Origin of the sequence: Sporosarcina sp. resist (assembly GCF_014302295.1) — a bacterium.
Taxonomy (GTDB): Bacteria; Bacillota; Bacilli; order Bacillales_A; family Planococcaceae; genus Sporosarcina; species Sporosarcina psychrophila.
Window position 1 is genome coordinate 36087 of record NZ_CP060287.1, and the last position, 23879, is coordinate 59965.

A 23879-nucleotide genomic window follows, 5' to 3' on the forward strand; every position below is an offset into this window, starting at 1 on the left:
GCTCAAATACTTACATAAAATGAGGTGTGTATATGAAAGATCACGTGATTACAAACATTGTAGAATGTATGGCTTCCAGTGAAGAGGTTCAACGAATTCAGACAGAGCATCGTCTTAAGCTCGTTGAGTCCTGGGGAATAAAAGAAGGAAGTAGTGTTTTAGAAATCGGTTGTGGGCAGGGGGATACGACGGCTGCGTTAGCTTATATCGTTGGAGAACAAGGATTTGTTCTCGGGATAGATATTGCATCTCCAGATTATGGAGCCCCGATAACTGTAGGTGATTCTGCTCGTTATTTACAGCAGTCTAAGTTAGGAAAGCAGCTTAAAATGGAATTTAACGTTGATGTTTTATCAGCAGAGGTAGATTTTCCTGAAAAAAGTTTTGACTATATTGTTTTCTCACATTGTTCCTGGTACTTAAAATCATTTGAGGAACTCGAGGGGATTTTAAAGAAGGTTAGAAAATGGGGCAAGACCTTATGTTTTGCTGAATGGGATTCAAGAATTCAAATGATTGAGCAATACCCTCATTTCTTGGCCGTGCTTATTCAATACCAGTATGAGTGCTTCAAAGAAAGCAGTCTTTCAAATGTACGTACCTTATTTACACCAATGGATATAAAGCGTGTTGTCGAAAATGCAGGCTGGACAATTGTAAATGAGCAATCCGTCCATTCACTTAAGCTACAAGATGCTGAATGGGAAATTGCGATGACCGTAGCTGATTACAAAGAGGAGATTAATAACCTTGTTGATCTGCCTGGAAAACTAAAATCACTAATTCAATCTGAAGTGATTTTGTTAGAAGAAGCTCAAAAGAATCATGCGATTAAACCGATGTCAACCTACGTATTTATCGCAGAATAGTGAAGTTGTACGATTGTAAAGTTTTGATTTTTCATTATTTTTCAACACCCCTTATTGTACACTGTAAGTAGGGAGTGAGAGGGGGAATGAGGGCGTGAAGAAGTACAGTAAAGAGGAGAACAGTTGGATTTTCTATGACTGGGCAAACTCGGCATATTCGATTATTATCACGACTGCGGTGTTTCCGCTTTATTATAAGGCGGTGGCGACAGATGCAGGCGTGAGTATGTCGAATTCAACTGCTTATTTGGGGTATACAGTTGCTATTGCAACATTCATACTGGCGATGATTGGACCTCTTTTAGGAACGATTGCCGATTATGAAGGATTAAAGAAGAAGTTCTTTCTATTCTTTTTCCTGATGGGGACTGCCGCGACACTTTCATTGGCATTCGTACCGGGCGGTAACTGGTTATGGTTATTGATCATCTACACCATTACAGCCGTTGGTTTTCATGGGGCAAATATATTTTACGATGCATTTTTAGTGGACGTTACACCAGAGGAGCGAATGAACAAGATATCGGCAAGGGGCTTCGGGTTGGGCTATATCGGGAGCACAATTCCGTTCATTATCAGTATTGCTATTATTCTTTTAGCAGGTAAAGAGATTATTCCACTTACGACGTCAACCGCAAGTAGGATAGCCTTTGTCATTACAGCGATTTGGTGGTTTGTGTTCACAATTCCGATGGTCAAAAATGTTCATCAGATCCATGGTATTAAGCGTGAACCAAATTTATTGGCAAGTAGTTTCAGACGTCTTGGCGGTACATTTAAAGAAATCCGCAAATACCGGACAGTTTTTTTATTTTTATTGGCTTATTTCTTTTATATAGACGGAGTTGGAACAATTATTTCAATGTCCACGGCTTACGGATCGGATTTAGGGATTAGCGCAGAAAACCTTCTTATTATCTTGTTTGTCACGCAGGTTGTGGCGGCGCCATTCGCAATTCTTTACGGCAAATTGGCGCAGAAGTTTACCGGGAAAAAGATGTTATACGTGGGAATCTGTGTTTATATCATTGTGTGTATTTATGCGTTTTTCATGAAAACAACGATGGACTTCTGGATCTTGGCGATGCTTGTTGCAACGTCACAAGGCGGCATTCAAGCATTGAGTCGTTCATATTTTGCAAGGCTTGTACCAAAAGAAAAGTCGAATGAGTTTTTCGGCTTCTATAATATTTTCGGCAAATTTGCGTCCGTCATGGGGCCTTTACTGGTAGCAGTGACTGCCCAGATGACTGGAAGCTCTGCATACGGGGTATTCAGCCTGATAATCCTGTTCATTATCGGAATCATTATTCTCTCACGTGTTCCTGAACCAGATGTAAAGATAACAACGACATATTAAAATTGAAAAGCGTTGCACACATTGTAGGATGTGTGCAACGCTTTTCGATTTGTCTCTCAATCAACTTTATCGATTTTATCGACTTGCAGAATTCTGAAACCGCCTTTTTCAAGTTTTTCGGTTAGTTTATCGATTTCTGCATCAGTCTTTCCGCTTTCAAGTGTGATAACTACTCTTCTAGCAAGAACGGAGCCATTATCCAGCGTAAACATGCCTTCAATATTTTCACCGCGTAACGTTTTCGTCAGTTTTTCAATCATACCTTTAGCTTCAGTTGAAGATAGCGTAAGATTGATGCCCCCCGTTTTTAATCCGAAGGCATCTTCCAACACACTTTCAACTCTATTATGCGTTAATATCCCAACGAGTTTATCGTTTTCTACAACGCTTAAAAAAGGTAGTGACTTAATTTCGATGAGTGCACTTAAAAAAGAGGAACGTTCTGTTATGAATGTATCTTGATGCTTCAACAAATGGTCGATTTTTGAATTCTCATCCCCATTGTCTTCGTACAGATATTCTATCAAGTGAACTTTATAAATCATACCTTTATAGAAGTCTTCGCTGTCAACAACGGGAATACATCTATATCCACTCGCATTGATTTGATCCAGCACTTCTCTCACGGTTTGATCGATCTTCACTGTGGCAACGTCAAGTCGCTCTAAAAGTAGGTCTCTTACATGCATGCTTGTTCCTCCTCATTACTTCATTTTTGTTATTATCACAATTTTTAGTCTATGATAGTATTTATTATAATCAAGATATAGGAAGTTGTACAATTAATTATACAACAAATCTTGTTAATCCCAGTATACATAGACTCCAAAGGAGGGCACTGAAAAAGTACGATATCTTTCAATCTCGTTGATTTCCGTTCCGAGCGGCCGCTTTCCGCGGGCACGGCTTCAGCCAATCGAACAGCAAAGGGTTCGATTGGCCTTAATTTCTGCGTTCTTGGCAGAAATTAAGGCATCATTCCCTCGCGTTCCTGCGGGGTCTTCAGCTCGCGCTGTTCCCGCTGGAGTCGCCGCTCTTCACTACAATCAACTAGTTCTTACTATATAAAAAAACTTTTTCAGTGGCTTCCAAAGGGGTTCCATATTTTTTGCCAATCAATTGCACGAACTTCTAGTATAATAGAAAGAACGCAAAAGAATAAATCGTGAAATGAGTAAAAGGGGTAATAAAAATGGAGAATTTAAGTCTCAGTACACTGTTAGATGTCATTGGGGAAGTGTTTTCAGATGAAATCTCTATAGTGGTGTCGAATACGGAGGAGTACCTCTATTATCTGCCCAGCAAGCGGGTTGATTTAAAAATTAGGCCGGGGGATCCCGTGAAGGAAGGCACGATCGCACAGAAGGCTATTTCCCAGAAACAAAAAGTGTCGGAGTTCATCAACCGTGATGTGTTTGGTGTCCCTTATCATGGGATGGCGGTTCCGTTTTATCATGACGGGGAACTAGAGGGGTGTGTAACTGCAATATACCCCGTGTATACGGATGGGAAATCTGTCGTTACCGTAAAGACACATGATGGATGGATTCCTGTTCCTTTCGCAAGCGTAAAATATGTTGAGGTGAAAGACCGGAAAACATATGTGATGGCGGAGGGTTTTTCAGGAACTCATAAAAATACGTTACAAGAGTTTGAATATCTATTGCCGCGAGAGTCATTTGTACGATGTCATCGCTCCTTTATCGTTAATGTTCATCACATCAAGGGGATTTATCCTGATACGCACTCGACTTTTGTCTTGGAAATGGATAATGGAACAAGAATACCAGTTAGCCAATCCTATTCCAGTTACTTTCGTAAACTTTTAGGGTTTTAACTTGATTCGTGCTGCTTTAATCATGTATTTTAGTGCTTCACCGGATAATTCCTTGTCCAACGCCTAATTCCTCATTCATGTAAGTGCTTAAGTTAAAATTAACTAAAAGTTATGAATTGAGGCGTCTATGGATGGAAAATCATATGGATCGAATTAAAAATGTTCAATTGAGAGACGTTGTTGTCTCACCGACAGAGGCAGCGTCTTGGATTGAAGACGGTATGACGCTAGGGTTAAGTGGATTTACACGTGCGGGTGACGCAAAAGCGGTTCCACTGGCATTGGTGAAACGTGCGGAAACCGAAACGTTCAAAGTGAATGTGTTTACGGGCGCATCGTTAGGGTCTGATATCGATCGACTGTTTGCTGAAGCTGATATTATACATAAAAGATTACCATTCCAAGCAGATCCAACGATGCGGAAAAAGATTAATAACGGCGATCTTCTGTTTGTGGATCATCATTTGTCGCATACCGCAGAACTTATTCGTGCTGAAGTTGTCGAGCCAATTGACTTTGCAATTTTGGAAGCGGTTTCAATAACGGAAGACGGAATGATTATTCCAACGACCTCGGTTGGTAACTCATTGACGTTCGCGCAACATGCAAAAGCAATTATTATTGAAATTAATATGGCGCAGTCTACGCAATTGGAAGGATTGCATGATTTATACGATCCGGGTAAACAGGGTGAAAGGTCGCCGATTCAGTTAATGAAAGTAGATGACCGGATTGGTACGATTGGCATTCCTATTGACATGAAAAAGGTAAAAGGAATCGTCTTCACAGATCAACTGGATTCTCCTTCTACGATTGTAGCGCCTGATCAAGAAACAGAAATTATGGCAGAGCATTTATTAACGTTCCTTCGTACTGAGATTCAAGCAGGTCGGTTAACTGAACGTCTAGCACCATTACAGTCAGGAATTGGATCGGTAGCGAATGCAGTTCTTCACGGAATGATCAACTCAGAATTCAAGGATTTAGAAGTGTATTCAGAAGTACTGCAGGATTCCGTGTTTGATTTGATTGATGCAGGAAAAGTACGTTTCGCATCTTGTGCATCAATTACATTATCTGAAGAGAAGATGGATCAGGTCTTTAATAACTTTGAAAAGTATCGAGACAAGCTTATCATGCGTCCGCAGGAAATTTCGAACCATCCGGAAATTATCCGTCGTCTCGGCTTAATATCCATAAATACAGCACTTGAACTCGATATCTACGGCAACGTCAATTCGACGCATGTTTCAGGGACGAAGATGATGAACGGTATCGGCGGATCAGGTGATTTTGCCCGCAATGCACGCCTTGCTATTTTCGTTACGAAGTCAACGGCAAAAGGCGGTAACATTTCAAGTATCGTCCCGTTCGTTTCACATGTGGACCACACAGAGCATGATGTCGACATTATTGTTACAGAGCAAGGCTATGCAGATTTACGCGGACTTGCCCCAAGGGAACGTGTGGAGCTCATAATCGAACGTTGCGCACACCCGATGTACCGCGAGCAACTTCGCGCTTATTACGAAGAGGCGCTTGAAAGAGGCGGTCATACGCCACATGTCTTGGAAAAAGCATTCTCTTGGCATGCGAATTTGGCGAAGAACGGAACAATGCGCGAGCTTGTTGAAGAGTTGGTATAATAAACAAATAGAAAAAGGGTTACCTGACGAGGTAACCCTTTTTCTGTTTTTTTGGTGGGGGGTTATTTGATAGCATGAAGCTTGCCACCCGATCAAATAGCGTGCGACCCGAGCATAAAGTCTAGCTATCCGATCAAATAGCATGCGAACCGAGCATATAGGCTAGCTATCCGATCAAATAGCATGCGACCCGAGCATATAGGCTTGCTAACCAATCAAATATCGTGCGACCCGAGCATATAAGTTACTACCCGATCAAATAGCATGTGACCCGAGCATATAAGCTTGCCAACCAATCATATATCGTGCGACCCGAGCATATAAGCTAGCTACCCAATCATATAGAGTGAGAGACCGAGCATATAGGCTTGCCACCCAATCATATAGCTTGAGAGACCGAGCATATAAGCTTGCACCCGATCAAATATCGTACGACCCGAGCAAATAAGCTAGCTACCCAATCATATAGAGTGAGAGACCGAGCATATAGGCTTGCCACCCGATCATATAGCGTACGACCCGAGCATATAGGCTTGCCAACCAATCATAATAGCATGTGCGACCGAACCATATCCCCTCCGCGAACGGATCAATACATCACACTGCTATTATGCTTTTGCTGCAAGTGCTCTTTCAAATTCCTCTTTCACGCGATGAAGAAGTTCGGCATCCGTTAGCAGCCTATACCCCGTAGACGCAAGTGCTTTCGCTCCTGTAATCAATGCTTGGTTGCCAAGCTCCGATTTTGCAGCTTCCCTGAATTCAACCGTATGGGCAATCAAGTCATCTGGCCCGATTTTAATGTATGGATGTGCAGTCGGAACTACATAGCTAATGTTGCCCGCATCCGTCGAACCTTTGCCTTTCCGTTTTTCGGTATGGACGACTTCACCAAGTGTTTCAAGTTCCACGTGTAACGTTTCATCCAATACGGAGTTCAGAACGAGGTCTTTCACTTCGTTTTGGAAACGTTCAATTTTAACGGTTGCACCCGTTGCAAGGGCGGCGCCTTCAGCAATATTCCGGACTTTGTCAGAAGTCTCGACTGTTTTCTGCCAAGATTCCGCACGGATGTAAAAACGTGCAGATGCGTATTCGGGAATAATATTGGGTGCATCGCCGCCGTGTGTAATAATACCGTGGATGCGGACCTCAGAAGGCAGCTGCTGACGCAGGGCGTTAATGCCGTTGAACAGTTGGATGACAGCGTCCAGCGCATTGATACCTTGTTCAGGAGAACCTGATGCGTGAGCTGGTTTTCCGTAAAAATGAAAATCGAGTGGGTCCACAGCGAGTGATTCACCTGTTGTAGCTGTCTTTCCAGATGGATGGATCATGAGCGCAACATCTACGTCCTTTAAATAACCGTGTCTAACGAAGCTGCCTTTTGCGCTGCCATTCGGACCGCCTTCTTCAGCTGGTGTGCCTAAAAAGACAACGCGGCCGCCCGTGTCAGGAAGCGCTTCGGCAAGTGCAATCCCCGCTGCAACACTTGTTGTTCCAATAATATTATGTCCGCATGCATGTCCTAACCCAGGAAGTGCATCATATTCAGCAAGGTAAGCGATTGTCGGACCTTCTTTTCCACTGTCTTTCACAGCATAAAACGATGTTTCATGACCAGCAACCGCTGTTTTTACTTCAAACCCTGCATCTTCCAACAGCGCAACATGTTTAGCACTTGCATACACTTCTTCGTTTCCGATTTCCGGGTTTGCATGAATTTCCTGACTCGTTTGAATATATAAGTCATGGTTCTGTTCAATTGAATGGAATAATATGTTCGTCTTTTCATTTACAATGCTCATTATGAATGCCCCCAGTTCAATTATTTTTTAAGGTCTTCAAAGACGGTATCAATCTCTTCCGGTGTTAACTTAATAAGATATGATCCGCCTTTTGTATCTTCTTCGATAGCTTTTTCAATATCTTCTTCTTGATATAACTCAACGATCCGTTTGAATGTTTTATTGTTTTTTTCTTTCCCGCTTGCTACGATTAAATTCACATATGGGTAAATACTCTCATCGTCACTTGATTCTCTAAAGAGTGGATCCTCTCCTGGTGAAAATCCTGCTTGTCCAGCAATTCCGTTGTTAATAATCGCGGCAGTCACATCTGGCAATATACGAGGTGTTTGTTGAGCAACCATAGGAATGATTTCTAGGTTCAATGGATTTTCAGTGATTTTTGTCGGGTCACCAAACAATCCAAAGTCATCTGAAAGTGAAATTAAATCAGCACTTTCTAGTAGGCGTAGCGCACGTGCTTGGTTTGAAGGGTCATCTGGAATCGCAATTTTGTCGCCTTCTTTGATTTCAGAAATATCCTTAATTTTTTCAGAGTAAACGCCAAGTGGTGCAAACATCGTCGAGCCAATTGGAACAAGTTCATTTTTACTTTCTTTTACATATTGGGATAGGAACGAGAAATGTTGGAATGCATTTAAGTCGATATCGCCTTGTGCAAGTGCATTATTTGGCAATGTGTAATCTGCGAATTCGACAAGTTCGATTTCAATTCCTTCTTTTGCCGCTTTTTCTTTCAGCAATGGCCATTGGACACCATCTGCACCGTTGACACCAATTTTCACTTTGACTGTATCACTATTTCCGCTTTCTTTCCCGCCGCAAGCAGCGAGTACAATAGCAGTTAATACTGCTAAACTTACTAACCATAATTTCCTCATTTAATTCGTCTCCTTTTAGTTGAATGATTGTATTTTTTAAAGATTATTAAGTATAAGATTCTTTGACCTGGAACAGTGTCTAGCTCCAGGCATCTTGCACTTTTCCCAGATTACCGACGCATGATTTTTTTAGAAAGTGTATTGCCAAGCCATTGTGCTAATTGCACCATGATGATTAAAATGACGACCGTAACGAGCATGACACTACCGTCGAACCGTTGATAACCGTATGTCATCGCGACATGTCCAAGACCTCCGCCGCCAACTGTTCCGGCAACTGCCGAGAAATCGATCAGACTGACGGAAACGAAGGTAAGTCCTAAAATAAGTGGACCCAATGCTTCTGGTATCAAAACCGTGAAGATAATCCGAAGAGGGCTTGCACCCATTGCCTGTGCTGCTTCAATAACGCCAGGATCAATGCTGACCAAGTTATTTTCAACAACTCGGGCAATGACGAATGTTGCAACAATTGTCATCGGAAAAATGGCTGCTGCGGTTCCGATTGTTGTCCCGACAACTAATCTTGTCAGTTGTGAAATGGCTACTAAGAAGATGATGAACGGAACAGGCCGAACGATGTTAATGACTATATTTAATATTTGAGAAACAAGTTTGTTTTCCAAAATATTATTTTGCCTAGTGACAAATAATAGCAGGCCAATTGCAATTCCAAAAATGGAACCAAAAACGAGAGTGGCGATTACCATGATCAGTGTTTCACCGGTTGCTTCTACAATCCGGGGCCAAAATGTAAGCCAATCAACGTTCATCTTGTAGGACCTCCTCTATGTCTACAATTAATTCAAGTTCTTTTAATACATGGCTTACAGCATCCGTTTCTCCTTCAAATGAAACAAGTAGATTGCCAAAAAATCGTTCCTGTAATTCTCGAACTGAACCGTAAACGATGTTGAAATCAACATCATGTTTACGTGTAACTTTTGAAAGAACAGGATCACTTGCAATATCTCCTTTGAAAATAACTCGATATAACTTGGTACCACCTTTTGATTGCCACTCATTAATCAATTTTTCTGAAGGTAGATCCTGCTGCACGGATTGGATGAATCGTTGTGTTGTCGAATGTTGAGGATCAGTAAATGTTTCAAAAACATCACCTGTTTCGATTACTTCTCCATTTTCCATGACCGCTACTTTGTCGCAAATTGTTTGAATAACATGCATTTCATGTGTGATAAGGAGGATTGTAATACCCAAATCCTTATTCACCTTTTTCAACAACCGCAGTATATCGGCGGTCGTATCAGGATCTAGTGCAGATGTGGCTTCATCACAGATTAGGATGTCTGGTGAAGTGGCGAGTGCTCTGGCTATACCTACGCGTTGCTTTTGCCCTCCTGATAGTTGGTCCGGATAATCTTTAGCTTTATCGGCCAGGCCAACGAAGTCCAATAATTCCTCGACGCGTTCCGCAATTGCTTTTTTTTGCATTCCGCCAAGTTTCAAAGGATACGCGATGTTTCCTGCAACTGTCCGTGAGTTCAGCAAGTTGAAGTTCTGAAAAATCATGCCGATGTTGCGACGTTGCGTCCGTAAATCTTTTGAGGATAATGTACTGACGTCGATGTCTCGAATGAAAACAGAGCCTGAAGTCGGGCGTTCAAGCATATTTACTAACCGTAGCAATGTGCTTTTTCCAGCGCCGCTAAAACCGATGATGCCGAAAATTTCACCTTTTTCAACGAAAAGAGAAACATCTTTTACCGCATGTACCTCACGCTTCCCAAGGGCGAACGTCTTGGATGCATTTTTAAATTCAATCATGTATTGACCCCCTAAGTACTTCGTTAATTCTGTGCGGACAACGGATGCAACTAGCAAAATGACTTGTGACCCCGAGCATCTGGCCGCTGAAGCTAGATAGTTGTAAGAACGAAAAAAATCCCTCTTTTTCTTAAAATAGATAAGAAAAAGAAGGATTCTAATAAAAGAAGCCATCTCGTTCTCATCTTCCAAACGCATACGCGTCTGTAGGAGTTGGCACAGTGTTCATTGGTCATGAACCTGTTGCCGAGATGTCATAGGGCCTGTCCCTCGATCTCTCTGGATAAGAAAGTGATGTAGTGCTATTCGATTGTTGCAAGAATTGAATCTAACTCTAGTGTGCAAATTAGGTAAAGTCAATGAATTTACTAAAGTAAAATAATTCAGATTACTAATAGTCGTAAACAATTTCAGAATTCTGATACACTTAAAGTGATAGAGAAAGCGGTGTGAGAATGACAATTTTTATATTTATTAGCATTATACTTTTTGCGTCCATTTTACAGACAAGTACAGGATTTGGTTTTTCGATCATGGCGACACCTTTTCTACTCATGATTTTCAATCCGATGGAGGCCATTCAGATAAACCTAGTTTTGTCGCTTGTTATTTCGAGCGCACTTATTGCTAAAATACGTAAAGATGTGGATACAGACCTATTAAAAAAGTTGATAATCGGGAGCTTATCTGGACTGCCAATTGGTATCATTTTGTTCATTTCGGCGGATATCAACAAATTGAAAACGGGCATAGGCATTGTTCTTCTTTTGCTAACACTGCTGCTTGTCCTGAACCTTCGAATTAAGAGAACTAAACGTGGGGACTTTGTTGTTGGCGGATTATCCGGTACATTGACGACAGGAATTGGCATGCCAGGTCCGCCGCTTTTGCTCTACTTTGCAGGAACAGCTATGCAAAAAGAAACATTACGTGCAACGACACTCGCGTTTTATTTATTCATCTATTCCGTTAGTCTACTCATTCAAGTGCTTTTTGTTGGTACAAATAAAGGTATCTGGACCTCAATCGGAATGGCACTGCCGCTAGTATTTGTTGGATTGTATCTAGGACAACTACTATTCCGTCATATCAGTCAAAAGACCTTTCGGATCTTCACATATGGTATTTTACTATTTACGGGCGTTTATTTATTAATAAAATGAGAAAGTAATTTATAGAATGGAGATGTTTCTTATGAAAATCGCATTGTTTGGGGCAACAGGGCGTGTGGGTGGGGAAGTCCTAAAATTAGCATTAGCAGAAGGGCATGAAGTGACGGTACTTGTCCGTTCACCTGAGAAATTGGCGCCACATGATAGGTTGACGATTATCCAAGGTGATGTCCGTGATGTTGTAGCAGTTTCGGATGCCGTTGCTGGAATGGACGTTGTATTCAGTTCGCTAGGTACAGACCAGACAACAACGTTGACTGAGGCAGTTCCTCATATGATAAGAGCGATGGAGGATACGGGAATTAATCGGCTAGTCACAATTGGGACAGCAGGCATCTTGCAAAGTAAGATTGATCCCGAAAAACTGCGTTATGAAGCTGGAGATACAAATCGTCGACTAACTTTTGCAGCGGAGGAGCACCATAAAGTGTATGACAGGCTGCGTCAATCGAGGCTTGAATGGACAATTGTCTGTCCTACTTATTTGCCGGATGGTGTTGCGGTGGGTGACTACAGAACTGAGCGCGATTTGTTGCCAGAGGAAGGTAAACAAATATCCGTTGGTGACACAGCTGCTTTTGCTTACGGCGAACTACTGCAAGGCGATAATATCGGGTTTCGTGTAGGAATTTCATATTAGTAAACAGAGTAGTACTGTCGTTGACAGTGCTATTTTTGTACGGAAAAGCATCACTCTTTTATGGAGTGATGCTTTTTATTTGGAAAATAAAAAGTTACTTTGCTGGCCACCATAGTAACAATGTTTCATGTGAAACACTGCGTTGTTAACCCCATAGTAACGGGCAGAACCCCCATCCCGATTGAAGTTTCACTTTATAAATAAGTTCCAAAAAATGCCTGAAACGAAAATAAAGATCATCCGTCAAATCAGTTAGCAGCCAAAGTAACTGCTAGTTGAAAGGTTGGGGAGGAATTTTTTATGAAAAAAAAGTTTGGAATGCTTATATGTGCAATGGTTATCTTTACGATGGTGGGTTGTTCGGGATCAGGATTAAATGACGGTATAAAGGACGAAGTTTCCGTCAAAGACATAATGGAAAGTGTTAAGGGGCAAGTTGTACAAGATATAAAAGATGCAGGATTCGACGATGGACAAACTGATGAGGAAATTCTTCAAAATTATGTGGAGACGAATTTAGTAAATGCTAAAACAGACGATTCAATGACACAAATATTTATGGAGCGAACAGAACTTGATAAAGAGTTACTAGCAGAAGGTTTGATGTTCAACTCTATGTTTAATATCAATTCGGATGAAATAATTGTCTTGAAAGCGAAGAATGAGGAGGACGCAGAATCATTGAAAGCCTCGATGCAAAAAGAATTAGATGCACAAATACAAACATGGGAACAATATCTTCCTGATCAATATGAAAAAGTGAAAAACAATGTGTTAAAAACGACAGGTGATTTTGTTCTATACGTTACGTATGGCAATGTAGATGCAGTAGAGCAGATTTTTGATGAAAAAGTAAAGTGAATTCTAAAGGTGCTTATTTCGCGACTTTAGAAGCCTCTAGCGGATGTCACGGATTTTGAAGGAATCTAAGTTTGCCGCGTCCTGCGTCAATGTTTGCATGCCTGTATCCTGCAGGCACATGCTCAATTCAAGATTCGGACTAAAACACACGCCGAGGCGTATTTGAAGGGCGCTGAATAAGCGTCTTTCTACATAGCAAAAGCTAGGAGAGTGATTGTGTGGTATTCAGTAGCTTATTATTTCTATTTTTCTTTTTACCAACTACATTACTCCTTTATTTTTGCGGTTCTAGAAAGATGAAAAATGGCATTCTCCTTATCGTTAGTCTTATCTTTTATGCATGGGGAGAACCTGTTTATATATTTTTAATGATTTTTTCGGCTATTACAGATTATTTTCACGGGTTATTTATTCAAAAATACAGGTTAACTGCGCCGCTTAAAGCGAAGCTCGGATTACTTTCATCTATTGTTATTAATCTAAGTTTATTGTCTTTTTTCAAGTATGCAGACTTCCTAATTGAAAACATCAATAATTTATTCGGCATGAATGTAAATGCCTTGGACCTTCCATTACCGATTGGCTTATCTTTTTACACATTTCAAACGATGTCGTATGCAATCGACGTGTATCGTGGACGGGTGAAAGCACAACAAAATCCGTTGACGCTTGCGCTATATGTTTGTTTGTTTCCACAGCTTATTGCAGGACCTATCGTACGATACGAAATTATTGAACATGAACTTAAAAACAGACGTGTTACGCTTAATCAATTTTCAGAAGGTGTGAAGATTTTTCTTATCGGGCTTGGTAAGAAGGTGTTGCTCGCCAATAACATAGGATTTTTATGGAGTGAAATTCAGCAGCAAAGTCCTGCCGAATTGTCAGTATTATCGGCTTGGATGGGGATTGCAGCATTTGGTTTGCAACTGTATTTCGATTTTAGCGGTTATTCTGATATGGCCATTGGCCTCGGGAAAATGTTCGGTTTTAATTTTCCGCAAAACTTCAATTATCCGTTTGTTTCCCGCAGTATCTCTGATTTTTGGCGAAGGTGGCATATGACGCTTGGCGGTTGGTTCCGGGACTATGTGTATATACCACTAGGCGGGAGTAGAAAAGGTAAATACAGGCTCTATCTAAATTTATTCATCGTTTGGGGTCTGACCGGATTATGGCATGGGGCTGCATGGAATTTCGTGGCTTGGGGTCTTTACTTTGGTGTATTGATTGCGATTGAAAAGGCAGGGTTACTGGTGCTACTCGAAAAAATGCACCCGATTTTCCAACACATTTACGCGTTTGTTATCATCATGATTAGTTGGGTACTATTCGTTTTTGAAGACCTCTCCATGAGTTTTACCTATTTGAAAATTATGTTTGGGTTTTCGGGACAAGCATTGGTAAATGAGCGATTCATGTACGATGCGTATACAAATGCTATTCTCTTTCTGTTAGCTTTTATTGGCTCGGTTCCAATTTTGAAAACGTTGAGGAATAAAATGACACGTTGGCATAAAGTGATTGACGAAATTTTAATTCCTGTATTTTGTTTACTTATTCTCGTCTTGTCGACCGCTTACTTAGCGGATGATTCATACAACCCATTTCTTTATTTTCGCTTCTAGGAGGTGACACATTGTCTATTCATAAAAAGTGTTTTGTAGGTGTATTTTTGGTATTCATTTTTGGAATAGGGTTATTCAATGTGGTAGCTAGCGACCGTGCTTTCTCTGAGAGAGAAAACCGTCCATTAGCTCAAATGCCTGAATGGACATTGCCAAATTTTTATTCTGGAAAGTTAACGGCGCGTTATGAAACGTATATGTCTGATCAGTTTATTTGGAAAGATGGTTGGGTGAGGCTGAAGGCGATGTCGGAAAGGGCTTCATTGAAAAAAGAAAATAACGGGGTTTTCTTTGGCAAAGATGGATTCCTTATTGAACCATTTGAAAAACCTGGCGAACAGTTTGATAAAAACATTGAGTATGTGAAAAGGTTTGCTGCAAATGCAGAAGGTATTCAGTCGTATGTATTACTTGCACCAACTTCGATAGCGCTATATGAGGATAAACTGCCCCTTTTTGCTCAAACTTCCAGCGAAAGAGAAGCATTTGAAACCGCGAAAGAAAAGTTGGATTCCATAATGGAGGTAATTGATGTATACGATGCGCTCAAATCGCAAAGTAACGATCAAATCTATTTTAAAACAGATCACCATTGGACGATGCGGGGGGCATATCTAGCTTACAGAGATTCAGCGAGAGCGTTGGGGATAAAGCCATATGAAGAAGACGACTTTCGTATTAAAACGGTAGCTGAAAATTTTTTCGGAACACTCCATTCCAAGACGAATGCGATCGGTGTTGAGCCGGACAAGATTGAAGTTTATTTGCCAAAGTTTGAAACTACTCAAACAGTGACCTATGAAGACGGACGACAATCTGAATCATTATACGAATGGGATTATCTTGAGAAAAAGGATAAGTATTCGCTATTCTTGGATGGTAATCATACACTTGTAAAAATTAAAACAGGAGTCGGAAATGGCCGTAAGTTGGCGATTGTAAAAGATTCCTATGCTCATGCATTTATCCCCTTTTTAGCGAATCACTTTGAGGAAATACATGTACTAGATCTTCGATATTATCATTCGGATGTCTTTATGTATTTGAATGATCAAAACATCTCTGAAGTATTATTTTTATACAATGTTGCTAATTTTACAAAGGACCCAAATATGATTTGGTTGTCGCAAAGTACATTGAAATAAATTTTTAGTACGAATGGGATAGTTGGTAAATGCGAAGATGCCGTAGAACGAGCGATGATTTATTAGTGGATTACGCTTGATGACAAGAAAAGGAGTTGCTTTACTCATAATGAGTGAAGCAACTCCTTTTTTAACATGAATAATTGAATAAGTGAGTAGTATATTTCATTAAATAGTTATACGGCTACTTCACTCATCAGCGCATGCGTATTCCCCTCGGTATCATTGAAAAACACCATCCACGTTTCTGTGGAGTCCATTTTTGCGACGACATGCGGTTTATCGATAAATGAAACTCCTTTTTCTTTCATCTGACTATAGCTTGCTGTAATTTCATCTACTTGGAAATACAGGACGGAACTTGCGTTTGTGAATTGTTCCTTTTCGGGAAGACTAAGCATTAAGCGGATACCGTCGCAGTCGAAGAAAGCCATTGTGTCAGTGTTGAATAAAAGCGGTAGTTCAAGTAAATCTTTATAAAATAAAATAGCTCGATTAATATCTTTTGCAGGAATCCCAATTTGGCCGATACTTTTTAAACTTGTCACAAAAATAATCCCCCTATTCAGTAATCTTTTCATTTAGTATAGCATCCCAGTTTTTATCCAACGAAGCGGAGGGACAAGAAGATGGATATTCTTTATAGTGGTTTGTTAAAAGATAATCATCCGTTTTATATTCGACGACTGCACCTGAAAGACCTTCATGAAATTATACATGTACAGAATGAGGTGGTTTATGTACTTGATAATCCAAGTTCGTTATCTTCATTATCCCAAAAAGAGTACGAATATATTTTGGCTGACGGCGGTAAGATGGTAGGGGTGTTTGCAGATGAACGGCTCGTCGCATTCCGTGCATTACTTGTCCCAGGAGCAGATGAAGAGCATCTCGGTTCCGACGTTGGGCTTGATTCGACGGAATTTGAGTCTGTTATTTATCAGGAGATATCGACTGTTTCGCCACGCTATCGTGGCTACCGTCTGCAAAAGATTATGGCAGACGTCTTAATGGAGCAGTTGAAAGTGGCAGACTATAAGTACGTTTGCGCAACGGTTGCTCCGTTTAACATCGCAAGTCTCAAGGACAAGTTTTCACAGCAGATGGAAATTGCCGCGCTGAAAAAGAAATATAACGGGGTGTTGCGTTACGTTTTTGTGAAACATCTTCATAAAGAGCGGGACGAATGGGAAGTGGAGCAATTCATTCCGATGCAAGATACAAAAGCTCAGCAAAAACTGCTTGAAGAAGGATGGCGAGGGACTGGGATTTCAGGAAGTACAGATGGCTGGCTTGTACGGTATTGTAAATAGTTTATCGACTTTCATGACAAGTAGAAAAGGAGCGACTTCACCCGATCGAGTAAAATCGCATCCTCTTTGATTCACATCAATTTTGAAATGAACATTGTCGCGATTCCGAAATAAATCAAAAGCGACAATATATCATTGATGGTAGTAATAAGCGGACCCGATGCAACTGCAGGATCCACATTGAATTTGTGCAAGACGAGCGGGATGATTGTACCCGCCAGCGTTCCGATAATAAGTGTGATAAGTAAAGAGACACCAACGACAAGTCCGAGTACAAAACTACCTTGCCAAATATAAGCAATAATTGAAATGACGATGGAACAGACAATACCGATAATAATCCCGACTAATAACTCCCGAAAAATAAGTTTCAGCATTTTTTTCGTATCAAGATCCTCGGATACAAGACCGCGGACAACGACGGCGAGTGATTGTGTTCCAGTATTCCCGGTCATTCCGGCAATCATAGGCATGAAGAAGGCGAGCGCGACAACGGCTTCAAGCGTCGCTTCGAAACGGGATATGATACTCCCAGAAACAAGTCCAATGAACAGCAGTAAAATTAGCCATGGTAAACGTCTTCTGGCGGCAACTAACGGCTTCGTTCTGAAGTCAATCGCTTTTCCGGAGGCCAGTAGCATTTCAATATCTTCATTCGCTTCCCGGACGACAATATCAAGGACGTCATCCACCGTGATGATACCGAGCAGAACACCTTCGTCATCAGTGACAGGCATTGAAACGAAATCGTAACGGCCAATAATCTTAGCAACTTCTTCTTGTTTGGTCATCACACCTACCTTGACGATATTCCGTGACATGATGTCTTCTATTTGAGCTTCGGGTTCTGCGAGCAACAGGTCTCTGTACGATGCGACACCGATAACTTTTTTGTCATCATCTAGAACGTACAGATAGTTTAGATACTCCGCAAGTGCAGCGTAACTCTTTAGTTTCTTTACTGCCCGCTCGACAGAATATGATTTATGAATCCATACGAAGCGGTTCGTCATCGCTCTTCCGGCCGTTTTTGGCGGATAATTCATGATCTGCCGGATGATGTCCATTTCTTCTTGTTTCATTTCGGCAATTAATGCATCGGCTTCTTTTTGGGGAAGTCCCGATAACAGGAAAGCAAGGTCATCATTTTTCATAAGATCCAATATATCCGTGGAGCGGGCAGGACCGATTGTTCGCAAAGCACGGAGCTGATCATCCTGTGATAAATGACGTAATAACCCGGTTAATTCATCTAACGTAAGGAATTCTAAAAATAACGGCCGATGTTTCACTGGTAAATTTTCATATTGGTTTGCAATATCGAAAGGTTTCAATTCCTTCATGATTTCATGGAATGTCTCTCTTTTTCCTTCTTTTAATATATGGATTAGCGCAGTTGCGATTCCATTCTCAGGGTCTTTATGAACCAAAATATACACCTCTCTAAAAAAATGGTGAGAGATGGATCAGAGTGCTGCCGTTTCTCTCTCTATAGCTTTATGCCCTATTTCATTCATCGGAAAACCATATTGTTTGTTTATTAAAAGGAATAATTTACTTAACTGGGTGGGAGGCGAAGATCGATTGAAAAAGAGCCAGCAATTGAAGTTGATAAGCGTACTACTAGTAATTGTAATGATTGTCTTGCTGATAAACGGATTTAACGGTAAGGATAACCATACCACCGCCCCGGACAATACGACAGTATCAGTTGCTAAAGTTGATGAACCAGTTGATAAACCAGTCGATAAACCGCAAAAAACGTATGGATTTCATGACATTGACGAAATTTTGAAAGACCCGAGATTACAAGGTGCGACGACTGTGGTAAGTATTCGTGAGGCAGCAACCGGCGAAGTTGTCTATTCCCATCTAGGAGATACGCGAGTCCACCCCGCATCCGTCATGAAATTACTGACAGGCGCTGCGGCATTTGAAACACTTGGAGAAGGGCATACGTTCAAGACTGAGTTGTATATGGATGGGCGAATAGAGAGCGGCGTGCTGCACGGCAATCTCTATTTAAGAGGAAGAGGCGATCCGACACTGACGAAGAACGACCTGAAGGCATTCGTATCCGAATTAAAAGCGAAGGGAATCAGCTCCATCGCAGGAAACGTCTACGGGGATGATACTTGGTACGATGACATTAGACTTTCCCAAGACCTAAACTGGTCTGATGAACCCTACTATACAGGTTCCCAGGTGTCCGCACTGACGTTATCTCCAAATGACGACTATGACGCAGGTACGGTCATTGTCGAAGTGAATCCTGCCAAGAAATCAGGACAGGCGGGACAAGTCGCCATGGTACCAGCAAATAACTACCTGACAGTCGTCAACAAGACTCAAACGGTAGCTAAAAAAGGCAAGAAAAGTATTACGGTTGAAAGGCAACACGGTACAAATACGTTTATCGTATCCGGGACGATTCCAGAAGGCTCAACAAAAACACGCACTTGGGCATCTGTCTGGGAACCGACAAACTACACGATTAGCATCTTCAAAAAAACAATTGAAGAACTGGGCATTACGTTTTCGACAGCTCCGAAAGTCGAGCGCAAAAAAGTGACTAAAGGGGCTACTTTACTGACGTCAAAAAATTCAATGCCGCTACATGAATTGTTCATTCCCTTCATGAAATTAAGTAATAACGGACATGCTGAAGTACTAGTTAAAGAGATGGGGCGTACTATAGGTGGCGAGGGCAGTTGGGATAAGGGGCTTTCGATCATAGAAGCAACACTCTCTACTCTAGGACTTGATACAAAAAATATGCTGCTTCGCGATGGATCAGGCATGTCCCATAAAAACCTTGTCACGGCGAATGAAGTGACAAAACTGCTTTACACAGCACAGACAAAACCATGGTATCCAGCATTTTTGAATGCGCTTCCTGTAGCAGGGAATGGAGAACGGTTTGTTGGAGGAACATTGCGCAATCGTATGACAGGGACAACGGCAGCAGGCAACGTCCAAGCGAAAACGGGCGCATTGAACGGGGTCACCGCGTTGTCTGGCTACGTTACAACGAAAGATGGAGAAATACTTACTTTTTCTATTATGATTAATAACTATTTGAATGACACGACGCCTGAAATACTAGACAAAATCGCTATTACACTTGCGAATTATCAGTCAAAGTGAGCAATTTGATATGCAATAAAATGCATATTTCGTGCATATTTATGTTTAGCAGAAAAAGAATAGGGAACGAGATAGAGAGTAAGGTAAAAACCGGAAAAACATCCGGGATGATAAAAAGGGGAGAACTTTTACTATGGGGAAGTTGAAAGTACTATTTCTATTGTTAACTGTTTCGGTGTTGGTGTTATCGGCATGCGGGACAAAGAAGGATGCCGGAGCAGAAAAAAGTGACGGCGATGGAAGCTATGAACTTATGAAAAAAGGGAGTCTGACTTTTGCCGCGAGTGGTGTTTATAAGCCATTTAATTTTGAAGAAAAAGGGAAATTAACTGGTTTTGATATAGAGATTGGTGAGGCAATTGCTGACAAGATGGGGCTAGAGGCGAACCCAGTGACAAATCCCTTTGAAACAATTATGCAGGGGCTAATCGGTAAGAAGTTCGATGCAATCATTGGATCAATGGCTTATACGAAAGAGCGTGCAAAGCAGGTGAACTTTACTGAACCTTACTATTACTCGGGCGGAATGATTTTTGTATCCGAAGATAATAAGGATATTAAGTCTGAGGATGATTTGAAAGGTAAAAAAATCGGTGTCGTGGCCCAATCTACATATGAAAAACCCGCACAAACCCTTTCGGACAATATCCAGTATTATAGCAGTGATGTAGTTGCACTAAAAGATTTGACTATAGAAGGTCGTCTCGATGCAGTTATCACAGCCGATATCGTAGGCTATGAAGCGATTGATAATGATTTTAAAATTAAGGAAGTCGGAAAGCCGCTATGGGTAGAGCAGCCATCCATCGCTGTACGACCTGACAATGATGCATTAAGGGAAGACATTGACAAAGCGCTGAAAGAAATAATTGAAGATGGTACGTATGATGAAATTTCAAAGAAATGGTTTGATCGAAATCTACTAGACCTTGATCTGGAAGGTGTGGAGCTTTTAGAATGAATGACTCCACAGACTTGACTACAGAAAGAGGGTATAACTAGTGCCAGAGATATTTATAACACTTTATGAGGTATTCATACGAACGTACCCAGGATTTTTAAAAGCTGCACTTATCACGTTGGAAATTACGGCAATTGCACTCGTGTTAGGTACTGCTCTAGGTATAGTTTTTGCATTAATGAAGATATCCAAATCAAAAATTTTACAGACAATCGCAAACCTGTATATTACTTTAATTCGGGGGACTCCGCTGATTGTCCAAATCATGTTTCTCTATTACGGAATTACGAATATCGTCGTCCTTTCGAATTTCTGGGCCGGTGCAATCGCGCTAGGTATTCATAATGGTGCTTATATCGCGGAAATTTTCCGGGGCGCCATACAGGGAATCGATCGCGGGCAAGAAGAAGCAAGTCTTGCGGTTGGTATGAACCGCCGGCAAGCAATGCGGAGAATTATTTTTCCGCAAGCGCTTCGCCGTGCGATTCCGCCTCTTGGAAACCAGTTCATAATTACCATGAAAGATTCATCACTTGTGTACGTTATTGGTGTTTCGGAAATGTTCGGACTGGCAAACAGGGAAGCGGCAGCATCATTCCAACCATTCGAAACATTCCTAGTCGTCGGGGTTTATTATCTCGTACTTGTACTAATCTTCTCCGCACTGCTGAAATGGTATGAGAAAAAGCTGGATGTTGACAGTATATGAGGAGGAAATTAAATGATTAAAACAAAAAACCTCCACAAGTCATTCGGCGATCTTGACGTGCTGAAAGGAATCGACCTAGATGTGGAGACCGGAGAAGTTGTTGTGCTTATCGGAGTCAGTGGATCGGGTAAAAGTACGTTGCTTCGCTGTCTGAACTTCCTTGAAATGCCGAATGAAGGTGAAATTATAATTGATGGACGACAAGTCGATCTGAAGAAAGATGACTTGTCGAATGTGCGGGCCGAAGTAGGAATGGTGTTCCAGCATTTTAACCTTTTCCCACATAAGACAGTGCTTGAAAACATCACGGAGGCACCCATCATTGTCAAAAAGATGAAAAAGGAACGCGCAGAGAAAGAGGCGCGTGTAATCTTGGAAAAAGTCGGCTTATCTGATAAAGCAGACGTCTATCCAGGTAAACTATCAGGCGGACAAAAACAGCGTGTCGCTATTGCTCGGGCACTCGCAATGGAACCCAAAGCGCTCTTGTTCGACGAACCGACATCAGCGCTTGACCCAGAACTTGTCGGGGAAGTACTTCAAGTAATGCAGGATCTCGCCAATGAGGGTATGACGATGGTCGTTGTTACCCATGAAATGAAGTTTGCAAAAGAAGTTGCCGACCGAATTGTTATGCTGGACGAAGGCTGTATCATTGAAAATACAGATCCGCATACATTTTTCAACCATTCGACCAACGAACGGACACGCCAATTTTTAGAGATGGTTGACGTATAAGGCAGTGAATAAAAAAGATATCCAACACCGGTGTTAGTAGGTGCGGGATATCTTTTTTATATTAGCGTTTCGGTTCATAATTCAACATCTTGAACATTTCCGACAGTTCCTCGTCGGTCAAGTCACGCCACTGACCATTCGGCAAGTCACCAAGATGGATGTTCATAATGCGCGTACGTTGTAATTTCCGAACATTATAACCAAGTGCGGAACACATGCGGCGGATTTGGCGGTTTAAGCCTTGCGTCAATGTCATGTTGAATTTACGTGGTCCTAGTTGTTTTACTTTACATGGTTTTGTTACCGTATCTAAAATCGGGACGCCTGACTCCATCTGTCTGATGAATTCCTTCGTGATTGGTTGGTCGACAGTGACGATATATTCTTTTTCATGGCCATTTTCTTCGCGCAAGATTTCATTGACGATATCGCCGTCATTTGTCAGAAGAAGAAGTCCATCTGAGTCTTTGTCGAGTCGACCGATATGGAAAACACGTAGAGGGTGGTTGACGAAATCGACGACATTACCTTTAATATGGCGTTCCGTCGTGCTAGTAATGCCAACGGGTTTATTGAGCGCAAGATAAACGAGTTGCTCTTCCGTCTTCACTAGTTTTCCATCAGCATGGACTTCGTCGCCATCTTCGACTTTACTGCCGAGCTCGGCAAGTTGCCCGTTAATCGTAATGCGTCCATCTTCTATCCATTTATCCGCGCCACGACGGGAAACAATCCCGGCTTCGCTTAAATACTTATTAATTCTCATGTATGTCATCCTATCTAAGAAAGTTCTTTCTTCTATTGTAGCGCGTCTACGGAAAATGTTCAAAACCGTGGAGTTGGTATTAGAAGTGCAGAGTTGCTATTAGAATCAAGAAGTTGACATTAGAAGTTCGAAGTTGCAATTAAAACCAAAAAGTTGCAATTAGAATTCGGAATTTGCAATCGGCGCAAAAGAAGATGCCCCGATTTTAAATCAGATACGAATGAAACAGAAAAGATTGACAACTAACTCGCCTTGTAATACGATGGGAATAACATTTTACCAAAGACGGGCAGAAGGTACCGAGAGCGGTGCCGCCCACGATAGACGAGTTGAGAAGAGCATAGCTGAGAAATTGATGAATAAGAAGAGTAGCACAGGAGCGCGATTGTAGAGAGTCAGTGGGTGGTGAAAACTGATTCGCGGCCGGTGTGAATGGACTTATGAGAGTCTACTTGAATCGTTTTTCAAGTAGGACGTGAGATCCCACGTTACGGGATGTGTCTTATGGGCACGCTAAGTGGAAGCAGCAATGCTTCAATTAGAGGTGGCAACGCGGTCTATTCCGTCCTCTGCAATCGGACTAATCTGTCCTTTTGCAGAGGACTTTTTT

22 protein-coding genes, 1 riboswitch and 1 other annotated feature are annotated in these 23879 nt (G+C 41.5%); of the genes, 14 read left to right on the top strand and 8 right to left on the bottom strand.

What is annotated here, in order from left to right; all coding sequences use genetic code 11:
- The first annotated feature begins 32 nt into the window (after nt 1–32).
- Together H7992_RS00160 and H7992_RS00165 are read left to right on the top strand one after the other, a co-directional pair.
- Nucleotides 33–869, top strand: coding sequence for a class I SAM-dependent methyltransferase (locus H7992_RS00160; protein ID WP_187046308.1), 837 nt, complete (start codon nt 33–35; stop codon nt 867–869).
- Between the two features lie 94 nt (nt 870–963).
- The gene (locus tag H7992_RS00165; RefSeq protein ID WP_187046309.1) at nt 964–2229 is read left to right on the top strand and encodes an MFS transporter; all 1266 of its coding nucleotides are present in this window, start codon (nt 964–966) and stop codon (nt 2227–2229) included.
- 56 nt (nt 2230–2285) lie between these two features.
- On the opposite strand, the gene H7992_RS00170 is transcribed toward H7992_RS00165, so the two are convergent.
- A complete protein-coding gene (locus tag H7992_RS00170; RefSeq protein ID WP_187046310.1) occupies nt 2286–2918 on the bottom strand; it encodes a CBS domain-containing protein in 633 nt (210 codons plus the stop codon).
- A 503-nt stretch (nt 2919–3421) separates the two neighbouring features.
- On the opposite strand from H7992_RS00170, the gene H7992_RS00175 reads away from it, so the two are divergent.
- Both H7992_RS00175 and H7992_RS00180 read left to right on the top strand, forming a co-directional pair.
- Nucleotides 3422–4066 (top strand): LytTR family DNA-binding domain-containing protein, encoded by a 645-nt coding sequence (locus tag H7992_RS00175; RefSeq protein ID WP_187046311.1) that lies wholly within the window; start codon nt 3422–3424, stop codon nt 4064–4066.
- A 131-nt stretch (nt 4067–4197) separates the two neighbouring features.
- A complete protein-coding gene (locus H7992_RS00180) occupies nt 4198–5712 on the top strand; it encodes a succinyl-CoA:acetate CoA-transferase ScpC (RefSeq protein WP_187046312.1) in 1515 nt (504 codons plus the stop codon).
- 608 nt (nt 5713–6320) lie between these two features.
- Here H7992_RS00180 and H7992_RS00185 read toward each other — a convergent pair.
- From H7992_RS00185 to H7992_RS00200, 4 genes are all read right to left on the bottom strand, one after another.
- A complete protein-coding gene (locus tag H7992_RS00185; RefSeq protein ID WP_187046313.1) occupies nt 6321–7520 on the bottom strand; it encodes a M20 family metallopeptidase in 1200 nt (399 codons plus the stop codon).
- Nucleotides 7521–7540: 20 nt separating this feature from the next.
- Nucleotides 7541–8401, bottom strand: coding sequence for a MetQ/NlpA family ABC transporter substrate-binding protein (locus H7992_RS00190; RefSeq protein ID WP_067204224.1), 861 nt, complete (start codon nt 8399–8401; stop codon nt 7541–7543).
- A 110-nt stretch (nt 8402–8511) separates the two neighbouring features.
- The gene (locus tag H7992_RS00195) at nt 8512–9174 is read right to left on the bottom strand and encodes a methionine ABC transporter permease (protein ID WP_067204226.1); all 663 of its coding nucleotides are present in this window, start codon (nt 9172–9174) and stop codon (nt 8512–8514) included.
- On the bottom strand, nt 9164–10189 hold the full coding sequence (locus H7992_RS00200; protein WP_187046314.1) for a methionine ABC transporter ATP-binding protein: 1026 nt from the start codon (nt 10187–10189) through the stop codon (nt 9164–9166). Before H7992_RS00200 ends, H7992_RS00195 begins: the two co-directional genes overlap by 11 nt.
- A 178-nt stretch (nt 10190–10367) precedes the next feature.
- A riboswitch (SAM riboswitch) is annotated at nt 10368–10479 on the bottom strand.
- Nucleotides 10480–10644: 165 nt separating this feature from the next.
- Here H7992_RS00200 and H7992_RS00205 point away from each other — a divergent pair.
- The 5 genes from H7992_RS00205 (at nt 10645) to H7992_RS00225 (ending at nt 15635) form a co-directional block, all read left to right on the top strand.
- Complete coding sequence (locus H7992_RS00205; RefSeq protein WP_187046315.1) at nt 10645–11352, top strand: sulfite exporter TauE/SafE family protein; 708 nt, start codon at nt 10645–10647, stop codon at nt 11350–11352.
- Between the two features lie 31 nt (nt 11353–11383).
- On the top strand, nt 11384–12001 hold the full coding sequence (locus tag H7992_RS00210; protein ID WP_187046316.1) for an NAD(P)-dependent oxidoreductase: 618 nt from the start codon (nt 11384–11386) through the stop codon (nt 11999–12001).
- A 300-nt stretch (nt 12002–12301) separates the two neighbouring features.
- Entirely contained in the window at nt 12302–12862 is a 561-nt protein-coding gene (locus H7992_RS00215; RefSeq protein ID WP_187046317.1) for a DUF4358 domain-containing protein, read from the top strand.
- A 218-nt stretch (nt 12863–13080) separates the two neighbouring features.
- Nucleotides 13081–14490, top strand: coding sequence for an MBOAT family O-acyltransferase (locus H7992_RS00220; RefSeq protein WP_067204244.1), 1410 nt, complete (start codon nt 13081–13083; stop codon nt 14488–14490).
- 11 nt (nt 14491–14501) lie between these two features.
- Nucleotides 14502–15635 (top strand): DHHW family protein, encoded by a 1134-nt coding sequence (locus H7992_RS00225; protein ID WP_187046318.1) that lies wholly within the window; start codon nt 14502–14504, stop codon nt 15633–15635.
- A 176-nt stretch (nt 15636–15811) separates the two neighbouring features.
- Here the strand turns inward: H7992_RS00225 and H7992_RS00230 are convergent, their stop codons facing one another.
- Nucleotides 15812–16183 (bottom strand): VOC family protein, encoded by a 372-nt coding sequence (locus tag H7992_RS00230; RefSeq protein ID WP_370569936.1) that lies wholly within the window; start codon nt 16181–16183, stop codon nt 15812–15814.
- A gap of 81 nt (nt 16184–16264) precedes the next feature.
- Between H7992_RS00230 and H7992_RS00235 the strand changes: the two genes are divergently transcribed.
- A complete protein-coding gene (locus H7992_RS00235; protein WP_187046320.1) occupies nt 16265–16948 on the top strand; it encodes a GNAT family N-acetyltransferase in 684 nt (227 codons plus the stop codon).
- Between the two features lie 71 nt (nt 16949–17019).
- Here the strand turns inward: H7992_RS00235 and mgtE are convergent, their stop codons facing one another.
- On the bottom strand, nt 17020–18378 hold the full coding sequence (gene mgtE / locus H7992_RS00240; RefSeq protein WP_156475934.1) for a magnesium transporter: 1359 nt from the start codon (nt 18376–18378) through the stop codon (nt 17020–17022).
- A 154-nt stretch (nt 18379–18532) separates the two neighbouring features.
- Here mgtE and dacB point away from each other — a divergent pair, with 154 nt between their 5' ends.
- From dacB to H7992_RS00260, 4 genes are all read left to right on the top strand, one after another.
- Nucleotides 18533–20095, top strand: a complete 1563-nt coding sequence (dacB, locus tag H7992_RS00245; RefSeq protein ID WP_187046321.1) for a D-alanyl-D-alanine carboxypeptidase/D-alanyl-D-alanine endopeptidase — start codon at nt 18533–18535, stop codon at nt 20093–20095.
- A 133-nt stretch (nt 20096–20228) separates the two neighbouring features.
- Nucleotides 20229–21056, top strand: coding sequence for a transporter substrate-binding domain-containing protein (locus tag H7992_RS00250; RefSeq protein WP_187046322.1), 828 nt, complete (start codon nt 20229–20231; stop codon nt 21054–21056).
- A 40-nt stretch (nt 21057–21096) separates the two neighbouring features.
- Complete coding sequence (locus H7992_RS00255) at nt 21097–21765, top strand: amino acid ABC transporter permease (protein ID WP_067204259.1); 669 nt, start codon at nt 21097–21099, stop codon at nt 21763–21765.
- 12 nt (nt 21766–21777) lie between these two features.
- A complete protein-coding gene (locus H7992_RS00260) occupies nt 21778–22503 on the top strand; it encodes an amino acid ABC transporter ATP-binding protein (protein ID WP_067204261.1) in 726 nt (241 codons plus the stop codon).
- A 61-nt stretch (nt 22504–22564) separates the two neighbouring features.
- Here H7992_RS00260 and rluF read toward each other — a convergent pair whose 3' ends face one another.
- Nucleotides 22565–23269: a 23S rRNA pseudouridine(2604) synthase RluF gene (rluF, locus tag H7992_RS00265; protein ID WP_067204263.1), complete on the bottom strand. Its 705-nt coding sequence runs from the start codon at nt 23267–23269 to the stop codon at nt 22565–22567.
- 346 nt (nt 23270–23615) lie between these two features.
- Nucleotides 23616–23842: a binding site (T-box leader), on the top strand.
- Nucleotides 23843–23879: the final 37 nt, after the last annotated feature.